Source organism: Streptomyces sp. NPDC046862, from assembly GCF_040704615.1.
Lineage (GTDB): Bacteria > Actinomycetota > Actinomycetes > Streptomycetales > Streptomycetaceae > Streptomyces.
Genome location: NZ_JBEYXP010000003.1, coordinates 183,808 through 203,882, shown reverse-complemented (window position 1 = coordinate 203,882; position 20,075 = coordinate 183,808). Strand labels below are relative to the sequence as shown.

17 protein-coding genes are annotated in these 20,075 nt (G+C 71.5%); 4 read left to right on the top strand and 13 right to left on the bottom strand.

Annotated features, from left to right (window positions below):
* Positions 1 to 66: 66 nt before the first annotated feature.
* On the bottom strand, positions 67 to 570 hold the full coding sequence (locus tag AB0959_RS04445) for a trehalase-like domain-containing protein (RefSeq protein ID WP_366824895.1): 504 nt from the start codon (positions 568 to 570) through the stop codon (positions 67 to 69).
* A 220-nt stretch (positions 571 to 790) separates the two neighbouring features.
* Here AB0959_RS04445 and AB0959_RS04440 point away from each other — a divergent pair, with 220 nt between their 5' ends.
* Positions 791 to 1,996 carry an aromatic ring-hydroxylating dioxygenase subunit alpha gene (locus AB0959_RS04440; RefSeq protein WP_366824758.1) on the top strand — a complete coding sequence of 402 codons (1,206 nt, stop codon included), beginning with the start codon at positions 791 to 793 and terminating at the stop codon, positions 1,994 to 1,996.
* Positions 1,997 to 2,041: 45 nt separating this feature from the next.
* Here AB0959_RS04440 and AB0959_RS04435 read toward each other — a convergent pair whose 3' ends face one another.
* The 7 genes from AB0959_RS04435 to xylB form a co-directional block, all read right to left on the bottom strand.
* Entirely contained in the window at positions 2,042 to 2,803 is a 762-nt protein-coding gene (locus AB0959_RS04435) for a ZIP family zinc transporter (RefSeq protein WP_366824757.1), read from the bottom strand.
* Positions 2,804 to 2,992: 189 nt separating this feature from the next.
* A complete protein-coding gene (adh, locus tag AB0959_RS04430; RefSeq protein WP_366824756.1) occupies positions 2,993 to 4,516 on the bottom strand; it encodes an aldehyde dehydrogenase in 1,524 nt (507 codons plus the stop codon).
* Positions 4,517 to 4,571: 55 nt separating this feature from the next.
* The gene (locus AB0959_RS04425; protein WP_366824755.1) at positions 4,572 to 5,873 is read right to left on the bottom strand and encodes a GAF domain-containing protein; all 1,302 of its coding nucleotides are present in this window, start codon (positions 5,871 to 5,873) and stop codon (positions 4,572 to 4,574) included.
* Between the two features lie 137 nt (positions 5,874 to 6,010).
* Entirely contained in the window at positions 6,011 to 6,610 is a 600-nt protein-coding gene (locus AB0959_RS04420) for an N-acetylmuramoyl-L-alanine amidase (RefSeq protein ID WP_366824754.1), read from the bottom strand.
* A 102-nt stretch (positions 6,611 to 6,712) separates the two neighbouring features.
* A complete protein-coding gene (locus AB0959_RS04415; protein ID WP_366824753.1) occupies positions 6,713 to 7,726 on the bottom strand; it encodes an acetamidase/formamidase family protein in 1,014 nt (337 codons plus the stop codon).
* A gap of 227 nt (positions 7,727 to 7,953) precedes the next feature.
* Entirely contained in the window at positions 7,954 to 9,165 is a 1,212-nt protein-coding gene (locus AB0959_RS04410; protein ID WP_366824752.1) for an ROK family transcriptional regulator, read from the bottom strand.
* A gap of 110 nt (positions 9,166 to 9,275) precedes the next feature.
* Positions 9,276 to 10,721: a xylulokinase gene (gene xylB / locus AB0959_RS04405; protein WP_366824751.1), complete on the bottom strand. Its 1,446-nt coding sequence runs from the start codon at positions 10,719 to 10,721 to the stop codon at positions 9,276 to 9,278.
* A gap of 183 nt (positions 10,722 to 10,904) precedes the next feature.
* Between xylB and xylA the strand changes: the two genes are divergently transcribed.
* Entirely contained in the window at positions 10,905 to 12,071 is a 1,167-nt protein-coding gene (gene xylA / locus AB0959_RS04400) for a xylose isomerase (RefSeq protein WP_366824750.1), read from the top strand.
* Between the two features lie 404 nt (positions 12,072 to 12,475).
* On the opposite strand, the gene AB0959_RS04395 is transcribed toward xylA, so the two are convergent.
* Positions 12,476 to 13,750: an SWF or SNF family helicase gene (locus AB0959_RS04395; protein ID WP_366824749.1), complete on the bottom strand. Its 1,275-nt coding sequence runs from the start codon at positions 13,748 to 13,750 to the stop codon at positions 12,476 to 12,478.
* On the bottom strand, positions 13,747 to 16,599 hold the full coding sequence (locus AB0959_RS04390) for a DEAD/DEAH box helicase (RefSeq protein WP_366824748.1): 2,853 nt from the start codon (positions 16,597 to 16,599) through the stop codon (positions 13,747 to 13,749). The genes AB0959_RS04395 and AB0959_RS04390 overlap by 4 nt, the downstream gene beginning before the upstream one ends.
* A 231-nt stretch (positions 16,600 to 16,830) precedes the next feature.
* Between AB0959_RS04390 and AB0959_RS04385 the strand changes: the two genes are divergently transcribed.
* Positions 16,831 to 17,019, top strand: coding sequence for a hypothetical protein (locus AB0959_RS04385; RefSeq protein ID WP_366824747.1), 189 nt, complete (start codon positions 16,831 to 16,833; stop codon positions 17,017 to 17,019).
* A gap of 42 nt (positions 17,020 to 17,061) precedes the next feature.
* Here the strand turns inward: AB0959_RS04385 and AB0959_RS04380 are convergent, their stop codons facing one another.
* From AB0959_RS04380 to AB0959_RS04370, 3 genes are all read right to left on the bottom strand, one after another.
* Positions 17,062 to 17,949, bottom strand: a complete 888-nt coding sequence (locus AB0959_RS04380; RefSeq protein WP_366824746.1) for a hypothetical protein — start codon at positions 17,947 to 17,949, stop codon at positions 17,062 to 17,064.
* Between the two features lie 134 nt (positions 17,950 to 18,083).
* Positions 18,084 to 18,380: a hypothetical protein gene (locus AB0959_RS04375; RefSeq protein ID WP_366824745.1), complete on the bottom strand. Its 297-nt coding sequence runs from the start codon at positions 18,378 to 18,380 to the stop codon at positions 18,084 to 18,086.
* Between the two features lie 120 nt (positions 18,381 to 18,500).
* Positions 18,501 to 19,100, bottom strand: coding sequence for a class I SAM-dependent methyltransferase (locus AB0959_RS04370; protein WP_366824744.1), 600 nt, complete (start codon positions 19,098 to 19,100; stop codon positions 18,501 to 18,503).
* 151 nt (positions 19,101 to 19,251) lie between these two features.
* Here AB0959_RS04370 and AB0959_RS04365 point away from each other — a divergent pair, with 151 nt between their 5' ends.
* Complete coding sequence (locus tag AB0959_RS04365) at positions 19,252 to 20,025, top strand: MHYT domain-containing protein (protein WP_366824743.1); 774 nt, start codon at positions 19,252 to 19,254, stop codon at positions 20,023 to 20,025.
* The last annotated feature ends 50 nt before the right edge of the window (positions 20,026 to 20,075 follow it).

The window sequence follows — 20,075 nt, the reverse complement described above, 5'->3', positions numbered from 1 at the left end:
TGAAGGAACCTCATGCCAGGAAGTGCCGAAAGCCGAGTGGTATTCGGCTGAAATTCCCTATCGCCCCTATCGCTGAGCCGGGGCATCGCCCAGGCGTACGGCGCATTCCAGCAGCAGGGCGTGGACGAACGCCTGGGGCAGATTGCCGCGCAGCTGGCGCTGACGGACGTCGTACTCCTCCGCGAACAGCCCGGACGGTCCGCACGCCGCCCGTGTGCGTTCGAACCAGCGGAACGCGTCGACCTGGTCGCCGATCTGGTGTTTGGCCAACGCCATGGCATCACGGCACTCGATCATGGAGTCCCGGGTCACCCAACGACTCACACGGATGAGCGTGCCTTCCTCGTAGGCGCCGCCCCACACGTGCCAGCGGTCCGTGGGTTCCACGGTGAAGTGCCCGGCGCCCCCGATCAAGGCGGAGAAAACCGCGTCGCTGTGCCAGCGCGGCGCGCACAGCCAGACGATCCTTCCTTCCGGATCCACCAGCGCCCCGCGTTCGCCGTCGGCGAGGAAGGCGTACTCCCACAGGGCCCAGGGAGGACAGGCGCCGCCCTGCCCCGCCGCCGTCATCTCGCCACTGTCCATGGAGCAGGCGGTTTCCCGGCGCGGCCGGCCGGAAACCACTCCGGGGGCGATGTCCGCCACCACGACTCCGGTCAGCCAACGCGCAACCGGCGGCGCCATCGCGGGTCTCGCATCTCGTACTCACCCGTCCGGACGCGTCGGGCCCGGCGTGGAAGGCGAGCGGCTGTCAGGATGAGGCTGCTGTCCCACGTGGAGAGGGAGAGATATGACCGAGACCGACTCCGACGGGGCCGGGAGTGGTCGGCCCTCGAACTACCGCCATCCGGGTTCCCACGAGGCGGACCTGCGGCGCGTCGGGGCGAACCCGGATTTCTGGTATCCGGTGGCGCTGTCCGGGGACGTGCGCGGCGGACGGGTGTGCGCGACCGCGTTCGCCGGTGAACGCATCGCGCTGTACCGCGGCGCGAGCGGCGGCGTCTACGCGCTGGAGGACCGGTGCGCCCACCGGCAGGTGCCGCTGAGCATGGGCGTCGTACAGGGCGAGACGCTCCGCTGCTGCTATCACGCGTGGGCCTATCGCGGCGACGGCCGTATCTCGCAGATCCCGTACCTGTCCAAGGGCGATGCCCGGCCGCCGAGGGGCGTGCGCGGCTACCCGGTCCGCGAGGCGTACGGCCTGGTGTTCGTCTTCCCGGGCGATCCGGAGAAGGCGGCGGTCACCGCGCTGCCCGAGCTGCCGGCCTTCGGCTCACCGAAGTACAGGACCATGGCCTTCTCCCGGACCGTGCGCTGCCACTACTCGTTCATGCACGAGAACCTGCTCGACATGAATCACCAGTTCCTCCACCGGGGCGTCGTCGGAAGGCTCCACCCGGAACTGCTGGAGTACCGGACCGATGCGCGGTCGGTGGAGGCCACGTACCTGTTCACCCACGCAGGGGGGAAGCGGAACCGCAGCGCCGGCCTGCTGGCTTCCCAGGGCATCGGCGGCAGCGCCTCCCGCGACGTCATGACCATCCGCACCGCATACCCGTACCAGACACTCGACCTGGTCCCGGAGAACGCGGATCACCCTGCCTTCTGCCTCTGGGCCGCCTACGTGCCCGAGGACGCCGAACAGCGCACCTGCCACGCATATGGCCTGCTCATGATCCAGAAACCACGGGTTCCCGGCGCCCTTCATCTGGTCTGGCCGTTCATCCGACGCTTCACCGAGCGCGTGTTCGCCGAGGACCGGATGGCCGTCGAAGCCGAGCAGCGGGCGTGGGAGGAGCAAGGGGAGGACCGCAATCACGAGGTCTTCCCCCTGATCCTCGACCTTCGCGAGGTGCTGCGCGCCAACGGCGTACCTCTGACTCCCGGGGGCGCCGCGGACACCACAGCCCTGGACCCCACCGCCTCGGACGACCGCACGGGCCCGGCCCCCGGCCACTCCGCAAGCCCGGCGGGGCCGGGCCGCTCTTGCCCGTAAGGCCTCTGCGGGTGCTCCGGCAGCCCGATGCCGCAGTCGTGAGGGTCAGGCGTGGGACAGGGCGAAGGAGACCAAGAAGCCGCACACGGTGATCAGGCCGATGGCCAGGTGGGTCTCCTGGAAGGCCTCGGGGATCATCGTGTCGGCGATCATGGCGAGAATCGCTCCGGCGGCCACCGCGGTGACCGCCGCGATCACGGCCGGGGAGAAAGCTCCGACGACGGTGTAACCGAAGACGGCGGAGACGGTGCTGGCGGCGGCGATCGCCGACCACACACCGAAGACGTACGCCTTGCCGCGGCCGGCCCGCTTCATGCCCGCCGAACTGGACAGCCCCTCCGGAACGTTGCTGATGAACACCGCCGCCACCGTCACCAGGCTGACCGCCCCGCCGTCCAGCAGGCTGACCCCGATGACCGCCGACTCCGGGATGCCGTCCAGCAACGCTCCCAGCGCCAGTGCCATCCCGGATCCACCCTGCTCGCCCTCCGACGGCTGGGACTGTGCGGACTGAAGGCCGGAGCGCTTGCGGTGCCGGGCCCCGCGGACGGCCAGCCAGAGGCTGCCCGCGGTGTAGGCACCGGCGCCGACGAGCGTGCCGATCGCCGCCGGTGTGATCCCGGCCTGTTCGTACGCCTCACCGACCAGTTCGAAGGAGACCGCGGACAACAGCACCCCGGCACCGAAGGCCATCACCATGGCGATCACCCTCTGCGGCACGCGAAGCCCATAACCGAACGCGGCACCGAGGAGAAGCGCCGAGCCCGCCAGCAGCCCCCACAGTCCCGCTTGCACCACTTCAGCCATGCCGCTACCGGTACCCGGAGCCTCTCCGACGTCACCTACCGAGGGACCCGGCTGTCGCCGGCTGGGCTGTGGCGACGCCGGCTGGGCTGCGGCGACGCCGACTGAGCTGCGCGCGGGCCGGCGCTGGCGTAGTGGAAGCGGGACTCGGCTGCTCGGGCAAGACCGCTTCCAGGCGCCCACTGGATGGTTCTAGAAGAACCCAAGCTTCTTCGGCGAGTAGCTCACCAGCAGGTTCTTCGTCTGCTGGTAGTGGTCCAGCATCATCTTGTGGGTCTCGCGGCCGATGCCCGAGCCCTTGTAGCCGCCGAAGGCGGCGTGGGCCGGGTAGGCGTGGTAGCAGTTCGTCCAGACGCGACCCGCCTGCACGGAACGGCCCGCGCGGTAGGCGGTGTTGATGTCCCGCGTCCACACGCCCGCGCCGAGGCCGTACAGCGTGTCGTTGGCGATCTTCATCGCGTCGTCGAAGTCGTCGAACGACGTCACGGACACGACCGGTCCGAAGATCTCCTCCTGGAAGATCCGCATGCGGTTGTCGCCCTCGAAGATGGTCGGCTGAACGTAGTAGCCGCCCTTCAACTCGCCGTCGTACTGGACGCGTTCCCCGCCGGTCAGTACCTTCGCGCCCTCCTGTCGGCCGATGTCCAGGTAGGAGAGGATCTTCTCCAGCTGGTCGTTGGAGGCCTGGGCGCCGATCATCGTGTCCGTGTCGAGCGGGTGCCCGGGCTTGATCAGCTCGGTACGGGCGACCGCCGCCTCCATGAACCCGGCGTAGTGCCCGCGCTGCACGAGCGCCCGCGAGGGACAGGTGCACACCTCACCCTGGTTGAGCGCGAACATCGTGAAGCCTTCGAGCGCCTTGTCCCGGAAGTCGTCGTTCGCCGTCGAGACGTCGTCGAAGAAGATGTTCGGCGATTTGCCGCCCAGTTCGAGCGTGACCGGAGTGATGTTCTCCGAGGCGTACTGCATGATCAGCCGCCCCGTCGTGGTCTCACCGGTGAACGCCACCTTCGCCACGCGTGAGCTCGACGCCAGCGGTTTGCCGGCCTCGACGCCGAACCCGTTGACGATGTTCACCACCCCCGGCGGCAGCAGATCCGCCACCAGGCTCAGCCAGTAGTGGATCGACGCCGGCGTCTGCTCGGCCGGCTTGAGGACGACCGCGTTTCCCGCCGCCAGCGCGGGCGCGAGCTTCCACGTCGCCATCAGGATCGGGAAGTTCCATGGGATGATCTGCGCGACCACGCCGAGCGGCTCGTGGAAGTGGTACGCCACCGTGTCGTCGTCGATCTCGGAGAGCGAACCCTCCTGCGCGCGGATCGCTCCCGCGAAGTACCGGAAGTGGTCGATGGCGAGCGGGATGTCGGCGGCCAGCGTCTCCCGGACCGGCTTGCCGTTCTCCCAGCTCTCCGCGACCGCCAGCTTCTCCAGGTTCGCCTCCATCCGGTCGGCGATCTTCCGGAGGATGTCGGAACGCTCGCCCACGGACATACGGCCCCACGCGGGCGCCGCCGCGTGCGCCGCGTCGAGCGCCCGCTCCACGTCCTCGGCGGTCCCGCGGGCGATCTCCGTGAATGGCTGCCCGTTCACCGGACTCGGATTCTCGAAGTACCGCCCAGTGGCCGGCGGCACGTACTCCCCGCCGATGAAGTGGTCGTAGCGCGCCTCGTACGAGACGATCGCGCCGTCGGTACCGGGCGCTGCGTAACGCGTCATGGTCCCTGCCTCCCGAGAACGCGCTGCCCGCTGTTGGGCAGCTCTCGCCGCGAGGCTAGGAACACCTACGTTGCGACAACGTTGCGGTGCCGGGTGCCCATCCCGGCGGCGCCGCCAGTTCGGACTCCAGCTCCTCCAGGCGTGCCCGTACCGCAGCCGTCGGACGTACGGCCGCCAGAGCGCGCCATATGTCGAGGTCGTCCTCGCCCCAGGGCGCGTGCGCCCAGTTCGCCAGTAGGTCGGGGTCACGCCGGGCGATGAGCGCCGTACGCAACCCGTCGGCCAGCCGCTGACGCAACCGGACCACCGCCGGGGCCTGCGAACCCGGTAGCAGCGGGCCGCCGTATGCTGTCGCGGCCCCGGTGACCGCGCCGGTCTCCAACCTCCGCTCCACGACGGCGACATCGGACTCGACCAGAAGCAAGAGCCGGTACGGCCGCGACCCCAGGAGCGCGGGGCCGAGCAGTCTGCGCAGCCGGGCCAGCTCCGCGCGCAGGGTCACCGGTGTCACCGACTCGTCCTCGTACAGGGCGCAGAGCAGCTCGTCGCCGGTCAGTCCCTCCGGGTGACGGGCGAGCAGCACCACGATCTCGCTGTGCCGACGGCTGAGCCTGATCCTCCGGCCGTCCACGACCAGGTGCGCCTCGTCCCGGCCGAGCGCCGTCAGGTCGAGCGTCCCGGCGACCACCGTCTCGGGCGGGGTGAGCAGCGCGAGCTGGGACTCCGCGGCGCGCGCCACCGCCTGCACGAAGCCCAGGCTGTGCGGATGCGCGAGCCCGTCCCCACCGGTGATGTCCACCGCGCCGAGCACCCGGCCGGTGCGCGGATCGTGCACCGGTGCTGCCGCGCACGTCCAGGGCTGGACCCGCCGTATGAAGTGCTCCGCCGCGAACACCTGCACCGGCCGGTCCACGGCGACCGCCGTACCCGGCGCGTTCGTGCCGACCGCGCTCTCGGCCCAGCGCGCACCTTCAACGAAGTTCATCCGGTCCGCCCGCCGCAGGGTCGCCGGATGCCCCTCGACCCACAGCATCCTGCCCTGCGCGTCGCACACCGCCAGCAGATGCTCGCCGTCCGCCGCGAAGGTGCCCATGAGCTCCCGGACCAACGGCATCGCGCGCGCCAGTGGGTGCTCCGCCCGGTAGGAACCGAGGTCCCCGTCCGTGAGCTCCACGCACGCGGTGCCGTCCGGGCCGACTCCCGCCCTCGCCGAACGCCGCCACGAGTCGGCCACCACGGAACGCACCGGGCGCTCCACCGTGCCCGCCTGGGTGAACCTCTCATGCGCCCGGCGCAGTACTCGCACTCGCTCGACGGGGTCGGCCCCCGGTTCCAGGGCCACCCATGCATCGGTCAATTCGGCCTCCCCGGAAGGCGATGCGGCTCGCACCCCCCATCGTCGCCCTCACCACGAGCACGGACAAGTTCCTCGGCTGTCACCTCCCAGGTGTGTTCGTACGCGCCGCCGGCCCCGCCGCGACCCCCTCCGCGCGGTCACGCGGAGTTGACCAGTTCCATGTAGCGCTCCCAGTCCCAGTGCGGTCCGGGATCGGTGTGGTCCGTGCCCGGTACCTCGTAGTGGCCGATGATGTGGGCCCGCTCCTTGGGGATGCCGTACTTGGTGCAGACGGCCGCGGCGAGTCTGGCCGACTGCCGGTACATCGCGCCGGTGAAGTAGGACGGCTGGTCCACCCAGCCCTCGTGCTCGATCCCGATGCTGCGTGTGTTGTAGTCCCAGTTGCCCGCGTGCCAGGCGATGTCGCGTTCCCGCACGCACTGGGCGACGGATCCGTCGGCGGACCGTACGACGTAGTGGGCGGACACCTGTTTGCGCGGGTCCTGAAAGATGGACAGCGCCTTTCTGTACGCCGTCTGCGTCACGTGGATGATCACGTAGTCGAGGGAGTGGCTCGTCGGGCGCTCCGCAGCCGTGTAGTTGGACTCGCTCGCCGGATGCCATGTGGCGAGTGGGTAGTCGAGCGCCTGCGCTTGCGCGCCGGCTCGGGGATCGGGGAGTAACGAGTAGGGAACAGCGGCGAGGGCCGCGCCCTTCAGCAGCCGTCGCCTGCTGGGCAGGGGTCTGGCTCGCTCCATGGTGATTGCCTTTCGATGGTGGGGGTGAGGGGGCGGAGGGGCAGAGCGCGGGGGCGAGGCGAGGCCGTGGGTGTGGTGGCCGCCCTCCGGCTCCGTACGCCCTCAGCGCCGCAGCATCGCCGCCGTCTCGCGCAGGTGTGTGTGCAGTCCTCGGTGGGGCTCACGCGCGGGCAGCCACTCCTTGCGGAGCTTGGCCACGCACGTGTAGTTGGTGTCGCAGACATTGGCGAGCGGCGACTCGACGGTCTGCGTGGCGAACTGGTACGCGTCCAGCTCACTGAACCCGTAGTCACGCACCAGCCACTGCACCAGGTCCAGCTGGGATATCCGGAACGCGTCCTCCAACGGGCGGGCGGACCCGGTCGAGATGATGTGCGAGTCGGACTCGATACGCGGCCACGGCGTGGTGATCCCCTTGAGCAGTTCGACGATCACCACCGTGTTCATGGCGCACTCGACGGCGACGCCGCAGGTCTCGCCCTCGCCCTGCCGTGCGTGCCCGTCCCCGAGGCTCAGCAGGGCGCCCTCCACGTTCACGCCCAGGTAGCAGGTGACGCCGGCTCGCATCTCCGGTGTGTCCATGTTTCCGCCATGGGCGTCGGGAACCAGCGCGGACCGCACTTCGAGATTGGCGGGCGCCACTCCCACCGTGCCGTGCATCGGATCCATCGGCAGCTCGGCCCGGATGTCGCTGTCGTGCGCCGCGAACAACGCGGTACGGCGGGCCCGGTCGAGCTGCCAGATCCACACTGTCTCCGGCAGCGGCGGCTGCAGCGTGGCCGTGGTGTGAGTGGAGGTCAGCGCTCCGAACAGCGGGACCGTAGTGGACGCCGCCCAGTCACGCGCCGGCTCGATCGACACGAAGTGCACGGCGATCGTGTCGCCCGGCTCGGCGCCCTCGACGTGGAAGGGGCCTGTCTGCGGATTGAGGAAGGGGAACTGGCACACCTGGGACACCAGGTCCTTCTCCGACCGCACCCGGCCGGCGAAACAGTCCTCCGTGTACAGGTCGAGGACCGTACCGGGCGCGATGCGTGCCACCGGTGGCGCACCGCCGAACGTCCAGGCGTACTCGTCAGGTTCGGGGCGCACTGTCAGGACGCGGGGGTCGCTCATGGTCGTACAGCTCCGTTCTGCCCGCGCAGCCACCTCCAGGACGGGCTGCGCCTCGCGTGAATCACGGTACGGCGCTTCGCGATCAGGCGGGAAGAACGCGATGATTTCGGTGGACAGCGTCGGGATTGTGGATAACCTCGTCACCCGCAGGAGGGAAGTTATCAAGGGAGTGGCCAGGGAAGTGGCCAGGGGCAATGGCCAGGGAAGTCGCTCGAGGCCCCTGTGCGTTACGGCCGCCCGGCAGCCACCGAGGCCGGATCGTCCAGCACGCCCCGCACCACCGAATGCGCCGCGCCGAGCAGCGGGCCCTCGGGACCCAGCCGCGACACGGTCACGGCACATGCCGGGCCTGCCGTGCGGCGGGCCAACTCCCGCTCCAGCGACGGCAGCAGCCATGGCGCGAGGCCCGCCAGCGCTCCACCCAGCACCACGGTCTCGGGGTCCAGCAGGTTGACCGCGCCGGTCAGCGCGATGCCGAGTGCTGTTCCGGCGGCGCGCAGGGCACGCCGTACGTCCTTGTCGCCCTGGGCGGCACGTTCCGCGAGCAACTCGACACGGTGTTCTCCGGGCGCCAGGCCGGCCGCTCGCAGGACGGCCTCCTCACCGGCGTACTGCTCCAGGCAACCACGTCCGCCGCACGCGCACTCAGGCCCTTCCGGCCGGACGGGCACGTGCCCCAACTCGCCCGCGAAACCGCGGGTTCCCCGCAGCAGACGGCCGTCCACCACCACCGCGCCACCGATGCCGATCTCGGCGGATACGTGCAGGAAGTCCCGAAGGGTCCCCCCGCCGAGCCAGAGTTCGGCGAGGCCGCCGAAGTTGGCCTCGTTGTCCACCGTCAGCGGCAGGTCGCCGGACAACAGCGCGCCAAGGTCCGTGTCGTGCCAGTCGAGGTTGGGGGCGCGCACCACCGTACGGGCGTCACGTGCCACCAGGCCCGGTACGGCGACCGCGAGGCCCGCGGGCCACAGCCCCTCGCGTTCCGCCGCGGCGACGACCTGTTCCACCAGCGCCGTCAGATCACCGATCACGGGCTCGGGCGAGCGGCCGCGGTTCACGCCGTGCCGCACGGCCCTTGCCCGCACCTCGCCCCGCAGGTCGACCGCGCACACCGCGAGGTGGTCGACACCGACCTCCGCGCCGATCCCCGCCGGGCCGCGCCCGCTCAGGGCGAGTGCGGAACCCGGCCGTCCCACCCGGCCCGGCCGCTCGGGCCCCAGTTCCTCCAGGAGGCCCGAACGGATGAGCTCGTCGACCAGCGTGGAGACGGCCGCCCTCGTCAGGCCGATGTGCGAGGCGACGGCGGCACGGGACAGCGGCCCCTCGGCGTTGACGGTGTGCATCACGCGGGAGAGGTTGCGACGGCGCATGCCCTGCTGGGTGTCGGGCAGTCGACGCCCGGGACTCGTGGGGTGGGCCTCGTGCAGCGGTGCGGTCATGCCTCCGTCAGTCCTCGTCCGGCCGTCCCCTTCGGAAGGGGCCGAGCCCGGTGAACGTGCCCGGCCCCCTGGGGCTGTCCTGGTCGGGGCCCACCATCGTGGCGGCCCCGTCAGCGCTTGTCCGGCTCCCGCTCCAGCAGCGGCGCCGCGTCGGAGAGTACCCCGGCGATCCTGGCCAGCGTCGCCTCGTCCCGCTCCACCGGGCCAAGAACGGGCCCGCGCGCGGTGTCCCAGCGGCGGGCGACCGCCGCCGGGTCCTCGCCGGTCAGCAGCCCGGCCGCCTGTGCGGCCGCGCCGAGCGCGACCAGCTCCTTGGCGTCGGGCACCTGCACGGGGCGCCCCGACAGCCGCCGTACCGTCTGCTGCCAGGCCGCTCCCCGTGCGCCTCCGCCGATGAGAAGCAGCGGCGCGGAACGGTCCGCGTCCGCGTCGAGCACCAGGTCCAGTGCGCCGAGCAGCGAGTGGACCGCGCCGTCGTACGCCGCCTGGAGGAGCTGTCCGGCCGTCGTGTCGTGCCGCAGACCGTGCAGCAGGCCCGAAGCGTGCGGCAGGTCGGGGGTGCGCTCGCCGTCCAGGTAGGGGAGCAGGGTCACGCTCGTGCCGGGTTCGACGGCCTCGCGGTCCAAGCCCAGCAGTTCGGCCACCCGATCGACGGCGAGTGTGCAGTTCAGGGTGCAGGCCAGCGGCAGCCAGTCCCCCCGCGCGTCGGCGAAGCCCGCCACGGTGCCGGTGGGGTCGGTGGGGCGTCGCGTCGAGACGGCGTACACCGTGCCGGAGGTGCCGAGGCTCAGCACCGGGGTGCCGGGACGCAGGCCCAGGCCCAGAGCTGCGGCCGCGTTGTCACCGGTGCCCGGGGCGACCAGAGTGCCCTTGGAGAACGGCAGATCATGAGTGTCCCGCACGGTGCCGGCCACCTCGCCCGGCCGGACCACACGCGGCAGCAGCGCCGGGTCGAGCCCCACGTGAGCGAGGGTCTCCTCGTCGTAGGTCTCCGTCCCGGAGGCCCACCAGCCCGTGCCGGACACGTCACCGCGGTCCGTCGTGCCCTGACCGGTCAGGCGCTCCGTGAGGTAGTCGTGCGGCAGGCGTACGGCGGCCGTCGCACGGACCGCCTCCGGCTCGTTCTCGGCGAGCCAGGCCCACTTCGTCACCGTGAACGAGGCTCCGGGCACGCTTCCGGTGCGCTCCGCCCAGGCCTTCGCACCCCCCAACTCCTCCACCAGGCGGCGGGCCTGGGGTGCCGAGCGCACGTCGTTCCACAGGAGCGCCGGGCGGACGGGGTCGCCCTGGGCGTCGAGCGTGACGAGCCCGTGCTGCTGTCCGCCGATCGACACCGCCGCGGCCTCGTGCGCCGCGTCCCCGCACTGGTGCAGCGCCGTACACAGCGCGTCCCACCACTGCCGCGGATCACTCTCCCGGCCCGCTCCGGAGGAGACGGTGTGCGGTGCCTGCCCGCTCGCCACCACCCGACCGGTGGACGCGTCGACGACCAGGGCCTTGGTGGACTGGGTGGATGTGTCCACCCCGACGACGAGTGGCCCCTCGGCTGCTGACATCGGGTTCTCCCTCTTCCGCGGCTCGCGGGATCGGTCCTGTACCTGGAGTCACCCGGACCGCGCGGCCCGGCTGTCACACACAGTCTCCTCACGGAGACACGTCGTCTCTTCCCAGAGATGCCTTCGCATACTAATTTGTTAATCGCCATGACGAAATAGTCGGAGCGAGCAAGGAGCCGCGGCATGAACTACCAGCCCACCCCCGAGGACAGGTTCACCTTCGGCCTGTGGACCGTCGGCTGGCAGGGGAGGGACCCGTTCGGCGATGCCACCCGGCGCGCCCTCGACCCCGTCGAGACGGTGCAGCGTCTGTCGGAACTCGGTGCCCACGGTGTGACCTTCCACGACGACGACCTGATCCCCTTCGGGTCCTCCGACAGCGAGCGCGAAGGGCACATCAAGCGCTTCCGGCAGGCCCTCGACGCGACCGGCATGACCGTGCCGATGGCGACCACCAACCTCTTCACGCACCCCGTCTTCAAGGACGGCGCGTTCACCGCCAACGACCGCGACGTGCGTCGCTACGCGTTGCGCAAGACGATCCGCAACATCGACCTGGCGGTCGAACTGGGCGCCAAGATCTACGTCGCCTGGGGCGGCCGTGAGGGTGCCGAGTCGGGTGCCGCCAAGGACGTGCGTGCCGCGCTCGACCGCATGAAGGAGGCCTTCGACCTCCTCGGCGAGTACGTGACCTCCCAGGGGTACGACCTGCGCTTCGCGATCGAGCCCAAGCCGAACGAGCCCCGCGGCGACATCCTGCTCCCCACGGTCGGCCACGCCCTGGCCTTCATCGAGCGCCTTGAGCGCCCCGAGCTGTACGGCGTCAACCCCGAGGTGGGCCACGAGCAGATGGCGGGCCTCAACTTCCCGCACGGCATCGCCCAGGCCCTGTGGGCGGGCAAGCTCTTCCACATCGACCTCAACGGCCAGTCCGGCATCAAGTACGACCAGGACCTGCGCTTCGGAGCGGGCGATCTGCGCTCCGCCTTCTGGCTGGTCGACCTCCTGGAGACCGCCGGTTACGAGGGCCCGCGCCACTTCGACTTCAAGCCGCCGCGGACCGAGGACCTCGACGGCGTGTGGGCGTCGGCCGCGGGCTGCATGCGCAACTACCTCATCCTCAAGGAGCGGGCGGCCGCCTTCCGCGCCGACCCCGAGGTCCAGGAGGCCCTGCGCGCCTCCCGCCTGGACGAGCTGGCCCAGCCGACGGCGGCCGACGGCCTGAAGGCGCTGCTCGCGGACACTACGGCCTTCGAGGGCTTCGACGCGGAGGCGGCCGCCGCGCGCGGGATGGCCTTCGAGCGGCTCGACCAGCTGGCGATGGACCACCTGCTGGGTGCGCGCGGCTGACACGCCCTGACGCGTCGGGTCCGCGGCGCCCGATGTGTCCCGGACCCGTGGCGCTGTGGAGGGAGTCGTGTGGCAGGCCGTGAGGCTGGTTCTGCCCGCGTCTCCCTTCCGCGCGGCAGGGCGGCAGGTGGTGGTTTCGGCCCGCGGAGGGGCTCGTACGGGGGATACGGACCGCCCACCGGGGGCCTTCGGTGGCTTCGGCCTGCCACCGGCCGGCCGCCGGGGCGGGGTCAGGGCAGGCCATCTCCCAGAAGTACGCTCCCCCGGGCGGTACACCTTCCGGCCGGCGGGCACCGCGCGGGGCACCCTCGTGCAGTACCCGGACCAGGGCGGCTACCACCCGGGCATCGACAGCGTCGCCTGCGGTCTCGCCCCGTGGCCGGTCCCCATGCCGTGCTCCTGGCTCATGCCTCGCCGCCCACCGATGCCAGCGCCGTGGCCGGGTCGTGGGCCGCAGGACCGGCGGGCACCCAGTGGCCGTGCTCCTCGCGGTACGGCCACCAGCGGCCGTCCCGGCCGAGGCGCAGCTGGGTCGGGGCGCCGATCACCGTCCAGCGGTTGCCGGCGGCGCTCAGTCGCGGCCGATCCTCCTCGTCCCAGGCCGAATCCAGGGCGGCACGCGCGCGTGCGAGCGATTCCGCCTCCGGGAGCCACTCCTCCTCCAGTACCGACAGCGCGGCCGTACCCCCGTACCGCCAGGCGCGGACGGCGATGTCCAGCCCCTCGCGATCGCGCCCCGTCCCCTCGGCCAGGCGCGCGGTGATCGCCGCTTCGGAAGCGTCCGCGGCGAGCCGGACGGCATCCTCGGAGGGCGTCAGCTCCTCCTCGACCGCGTCCTGATCGTGCCCCGGCGCAAGCGCCGCGAAGAGCAGCCTGTGGGCCTGCGCCGCGGCCCGCGCCGCGAGAAACGCCAGAGCGGCCGGGTCGACCCCGGGCGCGGGCGGGGTCTCGGTGTCCAGCGAAGGCGGGGACCCGGGCTGGGAGGGCAACTCCGGGGCCGAGGGGAGCGGCGGGAGGGCCGGGAGGATGCTTCCGCTCGCGTACGCCTCGGCGGCGTCCACGCCCTCCTCAGGCGGTTCCTCGCAGGGCGTGGGCTCCTCCTCGCTCGGGCTGACGCTGCGCACGTGCAGGTCGTCGAGCACCGCGCGTTCACCACGGCCACGCATCAGCAGCAGGACGAACGGATCCTGGTCCAGCAGCCGCGCCATCTGGTAGCAGAGAGCCGCGGTGTGACCGCAGTGGTCCCACGCGTCGCAGTCGCACTCCGGCTCCAGGTCGCCCAGCCCCGGCAGGAGTTCCACTCCCGCGTCGGCGGCGTCCTCGACGAGATGCGGTGGCATCTCACGGTCCAGCAGGGCCGCGACGTGCCCTGCCCGTTCGACGGCCAGGTCCAGGAAGCGGTCCCACTGCTCCGCGGACAGCTCCTGCAGCAGGACATCGGCACGGTGCGCCGTGCCGTCGCGGTCCTGGACGACGGCTGTGATGCGCCCCGGGCGCACCGAAACGGCACCCACGCCTCCCGCGCGCGCGAGCCTGCGGCCGGTCTTGATCTGCTGGGAGTCCAGGGCCGCGTCCTCCAGCGCTTTCAGCCATGCCAGGCCCCACCAGGTCTGGGCGAAGCTCCGCCCGCCCGCGGGCGGCAGCGCGGCGAACGTGCGCTCGGTGTCCTGTTCCCTCATCGTGTGCCCCCTCGCAGCTCCACCAGGTCGGCCAGTTCGGCATCGGACAGCTCGGTGAGCGCCGCCTCGCCCGAACCGAGCACCGCGTCGGCCAGCTCCCGCTTGCGCAGCAGCATGTCGGCGATGCGGTCCTCGATCGTCCCCTCCGCGATCAAGCGGTGCACCTGGACGGGCCGGGTCTGACCGATGCGGTACGCACGGTCGGTCGCCTGCGCCTCCACGGCCGGGTTCCACCAGCGGTCGTAGTGCACGACGTGCTCGGCCCGGGTCAGGTTCAACCCCGTGCCGGCGGCCTTCAACGACAGCAGGAAGACGGGTATGTCGCCGTCCTGGAACCGCCGCACCATCGCCTCGCGCTCCTGGACCGGCGTCCCGCCGTGCAGGAACTGCGACGACACACCGCGGGTGGACAGATGCCGTTCGATGATCCGCGCCATCTGCACGTACTGGGTGAAGACGAGAACGCTCGCCCCCTCGGAGAGGATCGTGTCGAGCAGCTCGTCCAGCAGTTCCAGCTTCCCCGACCTGCCACCGATCCTCGGCCGCTCCTCCTTGAGGAACTGCGCCGGGTGGTTGCAGATCTGCTTCAGCCCGGTCAGCAGTTTCACGATCAGCCCGCGCCGGGCCATGTGGTCGGCACCGGAGATCTCGGCGAGACTCTCGCGCACCATGGCTTCGTACAGCCCCACCTGCTCCTGAGTGAGTGACACGGCACGGTCGGTCTCGGTCTTCGGCGGCAGTTCGGGTGCGATCCCGGGGTCCGACTTGCGGCGGCGCAGCAGGAACGGCCGCACGAGCCGGGCGAGCCGCTCGGCCGCGGCGGGATCCAGGCCCTCTTCGACCGCCCGCGCGTACTGGGCGCGGAACGTGCCGAGCCGGCCGAGCAGACCTGGTGTCGTCCAGTCGAGGATCGCCCACAGCTCGGAGAGGTTGTTCTCGACGGGTGTGCCGGTGAGCGCCACACGCGCGCGTGCGCCGATGCCGCGCAGTTGCCTCGCCGTGGCCGAGTACGGGTTCTTCACGTGCTGAGCCTCGTCCGCGACGACCATTCCCCAGCTGACCTCGGCCAGTCGCGGTGCGTCGAGACGCATCGTGCCGTACGTGGTGAGTACGAACTCGCCGTCGGTCAGACCCTCCAGGTGACGACTGGAGCCGTGGAAGCGGCGCACGGGGACACCGGGTGCGAACTTCTCTATCTCGCGCTGCCAGTTGCCCATCAGCGAGGTGGGGCAGACCACGAGTGTGGGACCCGCGGCCGACGGGTCGCTCTGGCGGTGCAGATGCAGGGCGATGAGGGTGATGGTCTTGCCCAGTCCCATGTCGTCGGCCAGGCAGCCGCCGAGCCCCAGGGAGGTCATCCGGGCCAGCCAGTTGAGGCCCCGCAGCTGGTAGTCGCGCAGTGTGGCGGCGAGCGTGGCGGGTTGCCCGACGGGGGGCTGGCCCTCCGGCTCCGCCAGCCGTTCCCGGAGCGTCGCCAGCCATCCCGTGGGGTGGACGTCGACCCGGACGCCGTCGATCTCCGTGGAGCCCGTGAGAGCGGCGCCGAGGGCGTCGATGGGCGTGATCTTGCGGTCCTGCTGCGCGCGGGCGCGGCGCACCTCCTCGGGGTCCACCAGGACCCATTGGTCGCGCAAGCGCACCATGGGGCGGTTCGCCTCGGCGAGACGGTCCAGCTCCTGCCGGGTGAGTTGCTGGTCGCCCATCGCGAAACACCAGTTGAAGGCGAGCAGTGCGTCGGCCGAGAGGAACGACGGCGTGTCCGACTCGGTGCCGGCCGGGTCCTGGTGGTCGTCCGGCGGCCCGATGACCGCGCGGGCGGTCAGTCCGCGCGCCAGCTGCCTGGGCCAGTGCACCTCGACGCCCGCGCCGGCCAGGAGCCGGGTGCCCTCGCCGAGCAGGTCGGTGATCTCGTCGTCGGCGAGTTCCACGGAGTCCGGGGCGGCTGCCGACAGCAACGGCGTCAGCGGCGACCAGGCACGGGCCGCGCGCCGCAGTGCGAGCAGGGCGTCCATTCGCGCGCGGGGGCCGAAGGTGTCGTGACCGGCCCACACCGCGGAGGCATCCGCGACGAGGGCGGGATCGTCGGCGCTGTGCACCTGCGGCACGACACGGAACGACAGCCGTGTCTCGTCCGGCACGTCGGACGCGAGACCGGGCACCTCCACCCGCAGGGAGAGACGGAAACCGGCGTCGTGTCCGGCGGCGACGTCGGCCGCCCAGGCACGCTGCTCGGGCACGCGCTGCGGCTCCGAAGCGGCGAACGCCGGGCCGCCCGCCGCGAGTGCCGCGGCGGGGGAGCGGGGCAGGTCGTCGGCGACCGCGTCGAGGAAGGCACGCACCAGCTGCTCCGGGTCCGGTAGCCGTAACGGCTCTGCTTCGTCCAGGGGCACGGCGTGGGCCTCGGGCGGCATCGCGGCGGCCAGGTCACGCAGTCGCTCCAGGTCATCGGCCCGCAGTGGGCCCATGCGCCACGCGTCGTTCTCGGTCGAGGACAGGCCGGGAAGCAGGAGGCCCCGCGCGGCCAGCTGGAGCGCGAGCACGGCGGCCGCACCCCAGAACGCTGTCGATCGGTGTGCCGACGCGGTGGCACGCGCGCGCGTGAGGACGGGCAACGCGGCCCGCACCGGCAGCAGGGCAGCGGGCAGGGGCACCGTCTCGATGTCCTCGTCACCGGGCACGACGACGGTCACTTCGCCGGTGGAACCAGTAGCGACCGCAGGGGGCGCCGCACCATCGGGCCGCCAGAAGGCGACGTGGCCGGTACGGGCCGGGTCGGCGGGCACGAAAACGGCACAGCAGCAGGCGAGTTCGGCGATCCGGGACGACGGCGGGGCGGAAATCCTCTGCACGGCGATGGCCTACTCCTCAAACTTGACTACTTGAGTCGGAGTCGCCGAGGGTACAGCACCGCGAGTGCTCTCGAGGAATCGTGAGAGAGTGATGTAGGTCACTCTTCATGGCTCTCAGGGGCGCCTCAGGGTTCCCTCAGGGGCACGTCAGGGTTCGGCGCTGGAACTGCCCGAGGCGCGGACCCGTTCTCAGGGCAGAGAGCGGCAGTGGCCGCGAAGGAGGCGACGGAGATGTCGAAGAACGCGAAGATCGCCGCAGGGGGTGCGGCGGTCGGGATCATCCTGTTGATCTTGCTGCCCTTCCCCTTCTGGGCCAACCTCCTGATAGTGCTGGGGATCCCGACAGCCGCATACCTCATGCTGGACCCCTCGCAGCGGCGCAGGCTGCGCCGTGTCTCGCGCAAGGAGCTCGGCCGCTGAGGCGTCACCGGCCCGCACCGCGGGCCGGTGGTCCACGGCGGCTCAGTTGGGGCGTACCGCGATCTTGTCGAGGGACTCCAGGAGTCCGGGCAGCTCCGGGCCACGCCCCACCGGCAGCACCTCACCGGGCTCCTCGTCTACGAGGAGGAACGCGATGTCGTCGGTCCTGGCCACCATGGACCAGCCGGGACCGTCGGCGCGGAGGGTCCGGGCGTCGCCCGGCGCGAAGGACGAGCGGACGCGTCCCAATGGCGGCGGCGAGTCCACGTACGCGCGTGCCTCGGCGAGGACCCGGCGGATGCTGCTGCGAGTGCTGCTCTGCCCGTCACCGCCCTCGGTCCTTGAGGTGTCACCCTCGGGTCCTGAGGTGTCGCCCTCGGTCTCCGAAGCGTCGCCGGACGTCTCGCCGTCCTCGCGGTTCACGAACGCGTCGGCGCCGAGTTGCTCGCGCCAGACGGCCCACTGCAGAGCGATCTCGTCGGCTCCGAGGCGCCGCTGGGCCGGGCCCCAGATCTCGGTGTTGGGCGGGCACAGGGGCGGCCGTTCGGCGATCTCCGGCGGGGGGTCGTGCGGAGCGGGCACGCCGGGCGCCGCCACGGCCACCGCGAGGGGCCAACCGGGCAGCGCGGCCACGACCGATCGCTCGTCCGGCGACAGGTCGTACTCCATGCCGCAGTCCCACGACGCGATGGCCACGGCCACCAGTGACACGTCGTCGACGACGACCGTCCAGCGTGCCCCGTCGCCGTCCTGGCCCAGCACGAGACCGTACCCGTCGGCGAGCGGCGCGAGACCGAGCGCCGCGCAGGCCTCCGGATAGTCGTCGCCCAGCACGCTGGGGAACTGCGCCGGCGTCAGCAGTACAGCGGTCAGTACATACAGCGCGTCGTCGTCCCCGGCGGCGACGGCGTCCTCGTCCGTCCCGGCCATCCCAGCCTCCCCATCGATCTCGTCCGTCGGCGCACCCTAATGCGCCCGGAAGGCGCTTGTCACGACGAGGAAGCTCCGGGCGGCGCTGTGGTCACCCGTGGGCCGGGACGAATCGGCCCAACGCCGCCACCCGGTCAGGCGGCGGGCAGCCCGAGGAGGTCGCGTGCCACCCTCTGGGGTGACTCGTCGCGCTCCCGCGCGAGCGCGATGACAGCCCTGCACGCCAGTTCGCTCACCCCGAAGGACAGTGCCTCGGGTGACACCCATGCCGAGGCTTCGTCGATCCGGTCCTGATCATCCTCGGCGCACGCCGAGACGTATACCGCGGCAGCCTCGAAGAGGTTGTGCCGGCGCTTGTCCTCGCCGGTGCCGACGTCCGTGCGCGTAGAGGAGACGAATCTCCCGAACGACTTTCGGAGCCTGTCGAACATGTGGGCCACCTTCCCCTGCGCTGATGCCGCTGATCGTCCAAATGCTCCTCTTCAACGTAGAGTTGCGGTGTCGGCGACAGAAGAGGGACTACGGGGTTAGGCACGTGCGCCCTCGGTGGTTCAGCCGACGCGTTCGGCCAGTGCCAGGAACCGGTCGTCCTCGTCCACGTAAGCCGTCATCCGCCACTCCGACCCCGCGAGCAACGGCCTCAGGTTGGGCTCCGCACGCAGGTCGTCCGGGGTGATCCGCCGACCCTGTCGTGCCGCCAGCGCCGCCCTGCCGATCGGGTGGAAGAGGGCCAGCGTGCCGCCGGGACGCACTACCCGTGCCAGCTCCCGCAGGTTCTCGGCGGGATGAGGCAGGTGCGAGATGAGCCCCGCCCCGAACACCGCGTCGAGCGAGTCGGCGCGCAGGGGCAGGGCGGCCACGTCGGTGAGGAGCAGCTGCCCGTCGCGGTCCCGTCCGGCCCGTACGGCGGCCTCCAGCATCGCCGGTGTGAGATCGGCTCCGAAGACGACTCCGGTGGGCCCCACGGCGGCACGCAGCGGCGGCAGGGCCCGTCCGGTACCGCAGCCCGCGTCGAGCACGCGGTCGCCCGCACGGAGCCCGAGGTCGGCGACCGCGGCCGCGTACGCGGGGCCGTCGTCGGGGAACCGCGAGTCCCAGGCGGCGGCGCGTGCCGTGAAGAACTCCCGGACGTGTGTGTGGTCGTTGCTCATGTCCGCATGATCCCTCACCGGCGCGGAGGGCGGCGCGGTGCACAGGTTCGAGCGTGACGCGATCGCTCCGGCGCAGATATCCGTCACATTGCACCGGTTTTCGAAACGAGCTCCCCTTGCGCGCCCTTGTGAGGGCTAGCGTCCCTGGGCCATGGGACACCTGGACCACGCCGTCTTCGGCTGGCTGACGCCCGTGCTGTCGTACGTGATGGCCTGCACCGGTGCCGCCCTCGGGCTGCGCTGCACCGTCCGCGCGCTCGCGGCCACCGGGAGGTCGCGCCGCAACTGGCTGGTCACCGCGGCCTCCGCGATCGGCACCGGCATCTGGACCATGCACTTCGTGGCCATGCTGGGATTCGGCGTCGGCGGCACCGAGATCCGCTACGACGTGCCGCTGACGATCCTCAGCCTTCTCGTCGCCATGGCCGTCGTCTGCGCGGGAGTCTTCGCCGTCGGGTACGGCCGGGACCGCACCCGCGCTCTGCTCCTCGGCGGGCTCACGACCGGACTGGGCGTCGCGAGCATGCACTACCTGGGCATGACGGCGGTGCGTCTGCACGGTGACGTGAGCTACGACCCGGTACTCGTCGCGCTCTCCGTGGTGATCGCCGTGGTCGCGGCGACGGCTGCCCTGTGGGCCGCGCTCCACATCAGCTCACCGGTCGCCGTCACTGTCGCCTCCCTCGTCATGGGGGGTGCGGTGAGCAGCATGCACTACACCGCGATGTTCGCGGTGAACGTGCGTGTCGTTCCCTCCGGCGAGGCCCTGCCCGGGGCCACGGCGATGCAGTTCATCTTCCCCCTCGCCGTCGGCCTCGGGTCCTATCTCTTCCTGACCTCGGCGTTCGTCGCGCTGTCTCCGACGGCAGGGGAAAGCGAGGCGTCGGCGTCGGCGCAGCGCCCCGTCGAGAGCGCCGCTCACTGAGGCGCGCGACCGCAGCTCGGGCACTCCGAACCACTCCGATCGAGGACGCC

Excerpts from the sequence above, each read along its gene's own strand:
- xylA (WP_366824750.1), top strand. The coding sequence starts at position 10,905 with ATGAACTACCAGCCCACCCCCGAGGACAGGTTCACCTTCGGCCTGTGG.
- xylB (WP_366824751.1), bottom strand. The coding sequence starts at position 10,721 with ATGTCAGCAGCCGAGGGGCCACTCGTCGTCGGGGTGGACACATCCACC.
- AB0959_RS04395 (WP_366824749.1), bottom strand. The coding sequence starts at position 13,750 with ATGAGGGAACAGGACACCGAGCGCACGTTCGCCGCGCTGCCGCCCGCG.
- AB0959_RS04370 (WP_366824744.1), bottom strand. The coding sequence starts at position 19,100 with ATGAGCAACGACCACACACACGTCCGGGAGTTCTTCACGGCACGCGCC.
- AB0959_RS04435 (WP_366824757.1), bottom strand. The coding sequence starts at position 2,803 with ATGGCTGAAGTGGTGCAAGCGGGACTGTGGGGGCTGCTGGCGGGCTCG.
- AB0959_RS04385 (WP_366824747.1), top strand. The coding sequence starts at position 16,831 with ATGTCGAAGAACGCGAAGATCGCCGCAGGGGGTGCGGCGGTCGGGATC.
- AB0959_RS04420 (WP_366824754.1), bottom strand. The coding sequence starts at position 6,610 with ATGGAGCGAGCCAGACCCCTGCCCAGCAGGCGACGGCTGCTGAAGGGC.
- AB0959_RS04410 (WP_366824752.1), bottom strand. The coding sequence starts at position 9,165 with ATGACCGCACCGCTGCACGAGGCCCACCCCACGAGTCCCGGGCGTCGA.
- AB0959_RS04365 (WP_366824743.1), top strand. The coding sequence starts at position 19,252 with ATGGGACACCTGGACCACGCCGTCTTCGGCTGGCTGACGCCCGTGCTG.
- AB0959_RS04445 (WP_366824895.1), bottom strand. The coding sequence starts at position 570 with ATGACGGCGGCGGGGCAGGGCGGCGCCTGTCCTCCCTGGGCCCTGTGG.
- AB0959_RS04415 (WP_366824753.1), bottom strand. The coding sequence starts at position 7,726 with ATGAGCGACCCCCGCGTCCTGACAGTGCGCCCCGAACCTGACGAGTAC.
- adh (WP_366824756.1), bottom strand. The coding sequence starts at position 4,516 with ATGACGCGTTACGCAGCGCCCGGTACCGACGGCGCGATCGTCTCGTAC.
- AB0959_RS04380 (WP_366824746.1), bottom strand. The coding sequence starts at position 17,949 with ATGGCCGGGACGGACGAGGACGCCGTCGCCGCCGGGGACGACGACGCG.
- AB0959_RS04375 (WP_366824745.1), bottom strand. The coding sequence starts at position 18,380 with ATGTTCGACAGGCTCCGAAAGTCGTTCGGGAGATTCGTCTCCTCTACG.
- AB0959_RS04440 (WP_366824758.1), top strand. The coding sequence starts at position 791 with ATGACCGAGACCGACTCCGACGGGGCCGGGAGTGGTCGGCCCTCGAAC.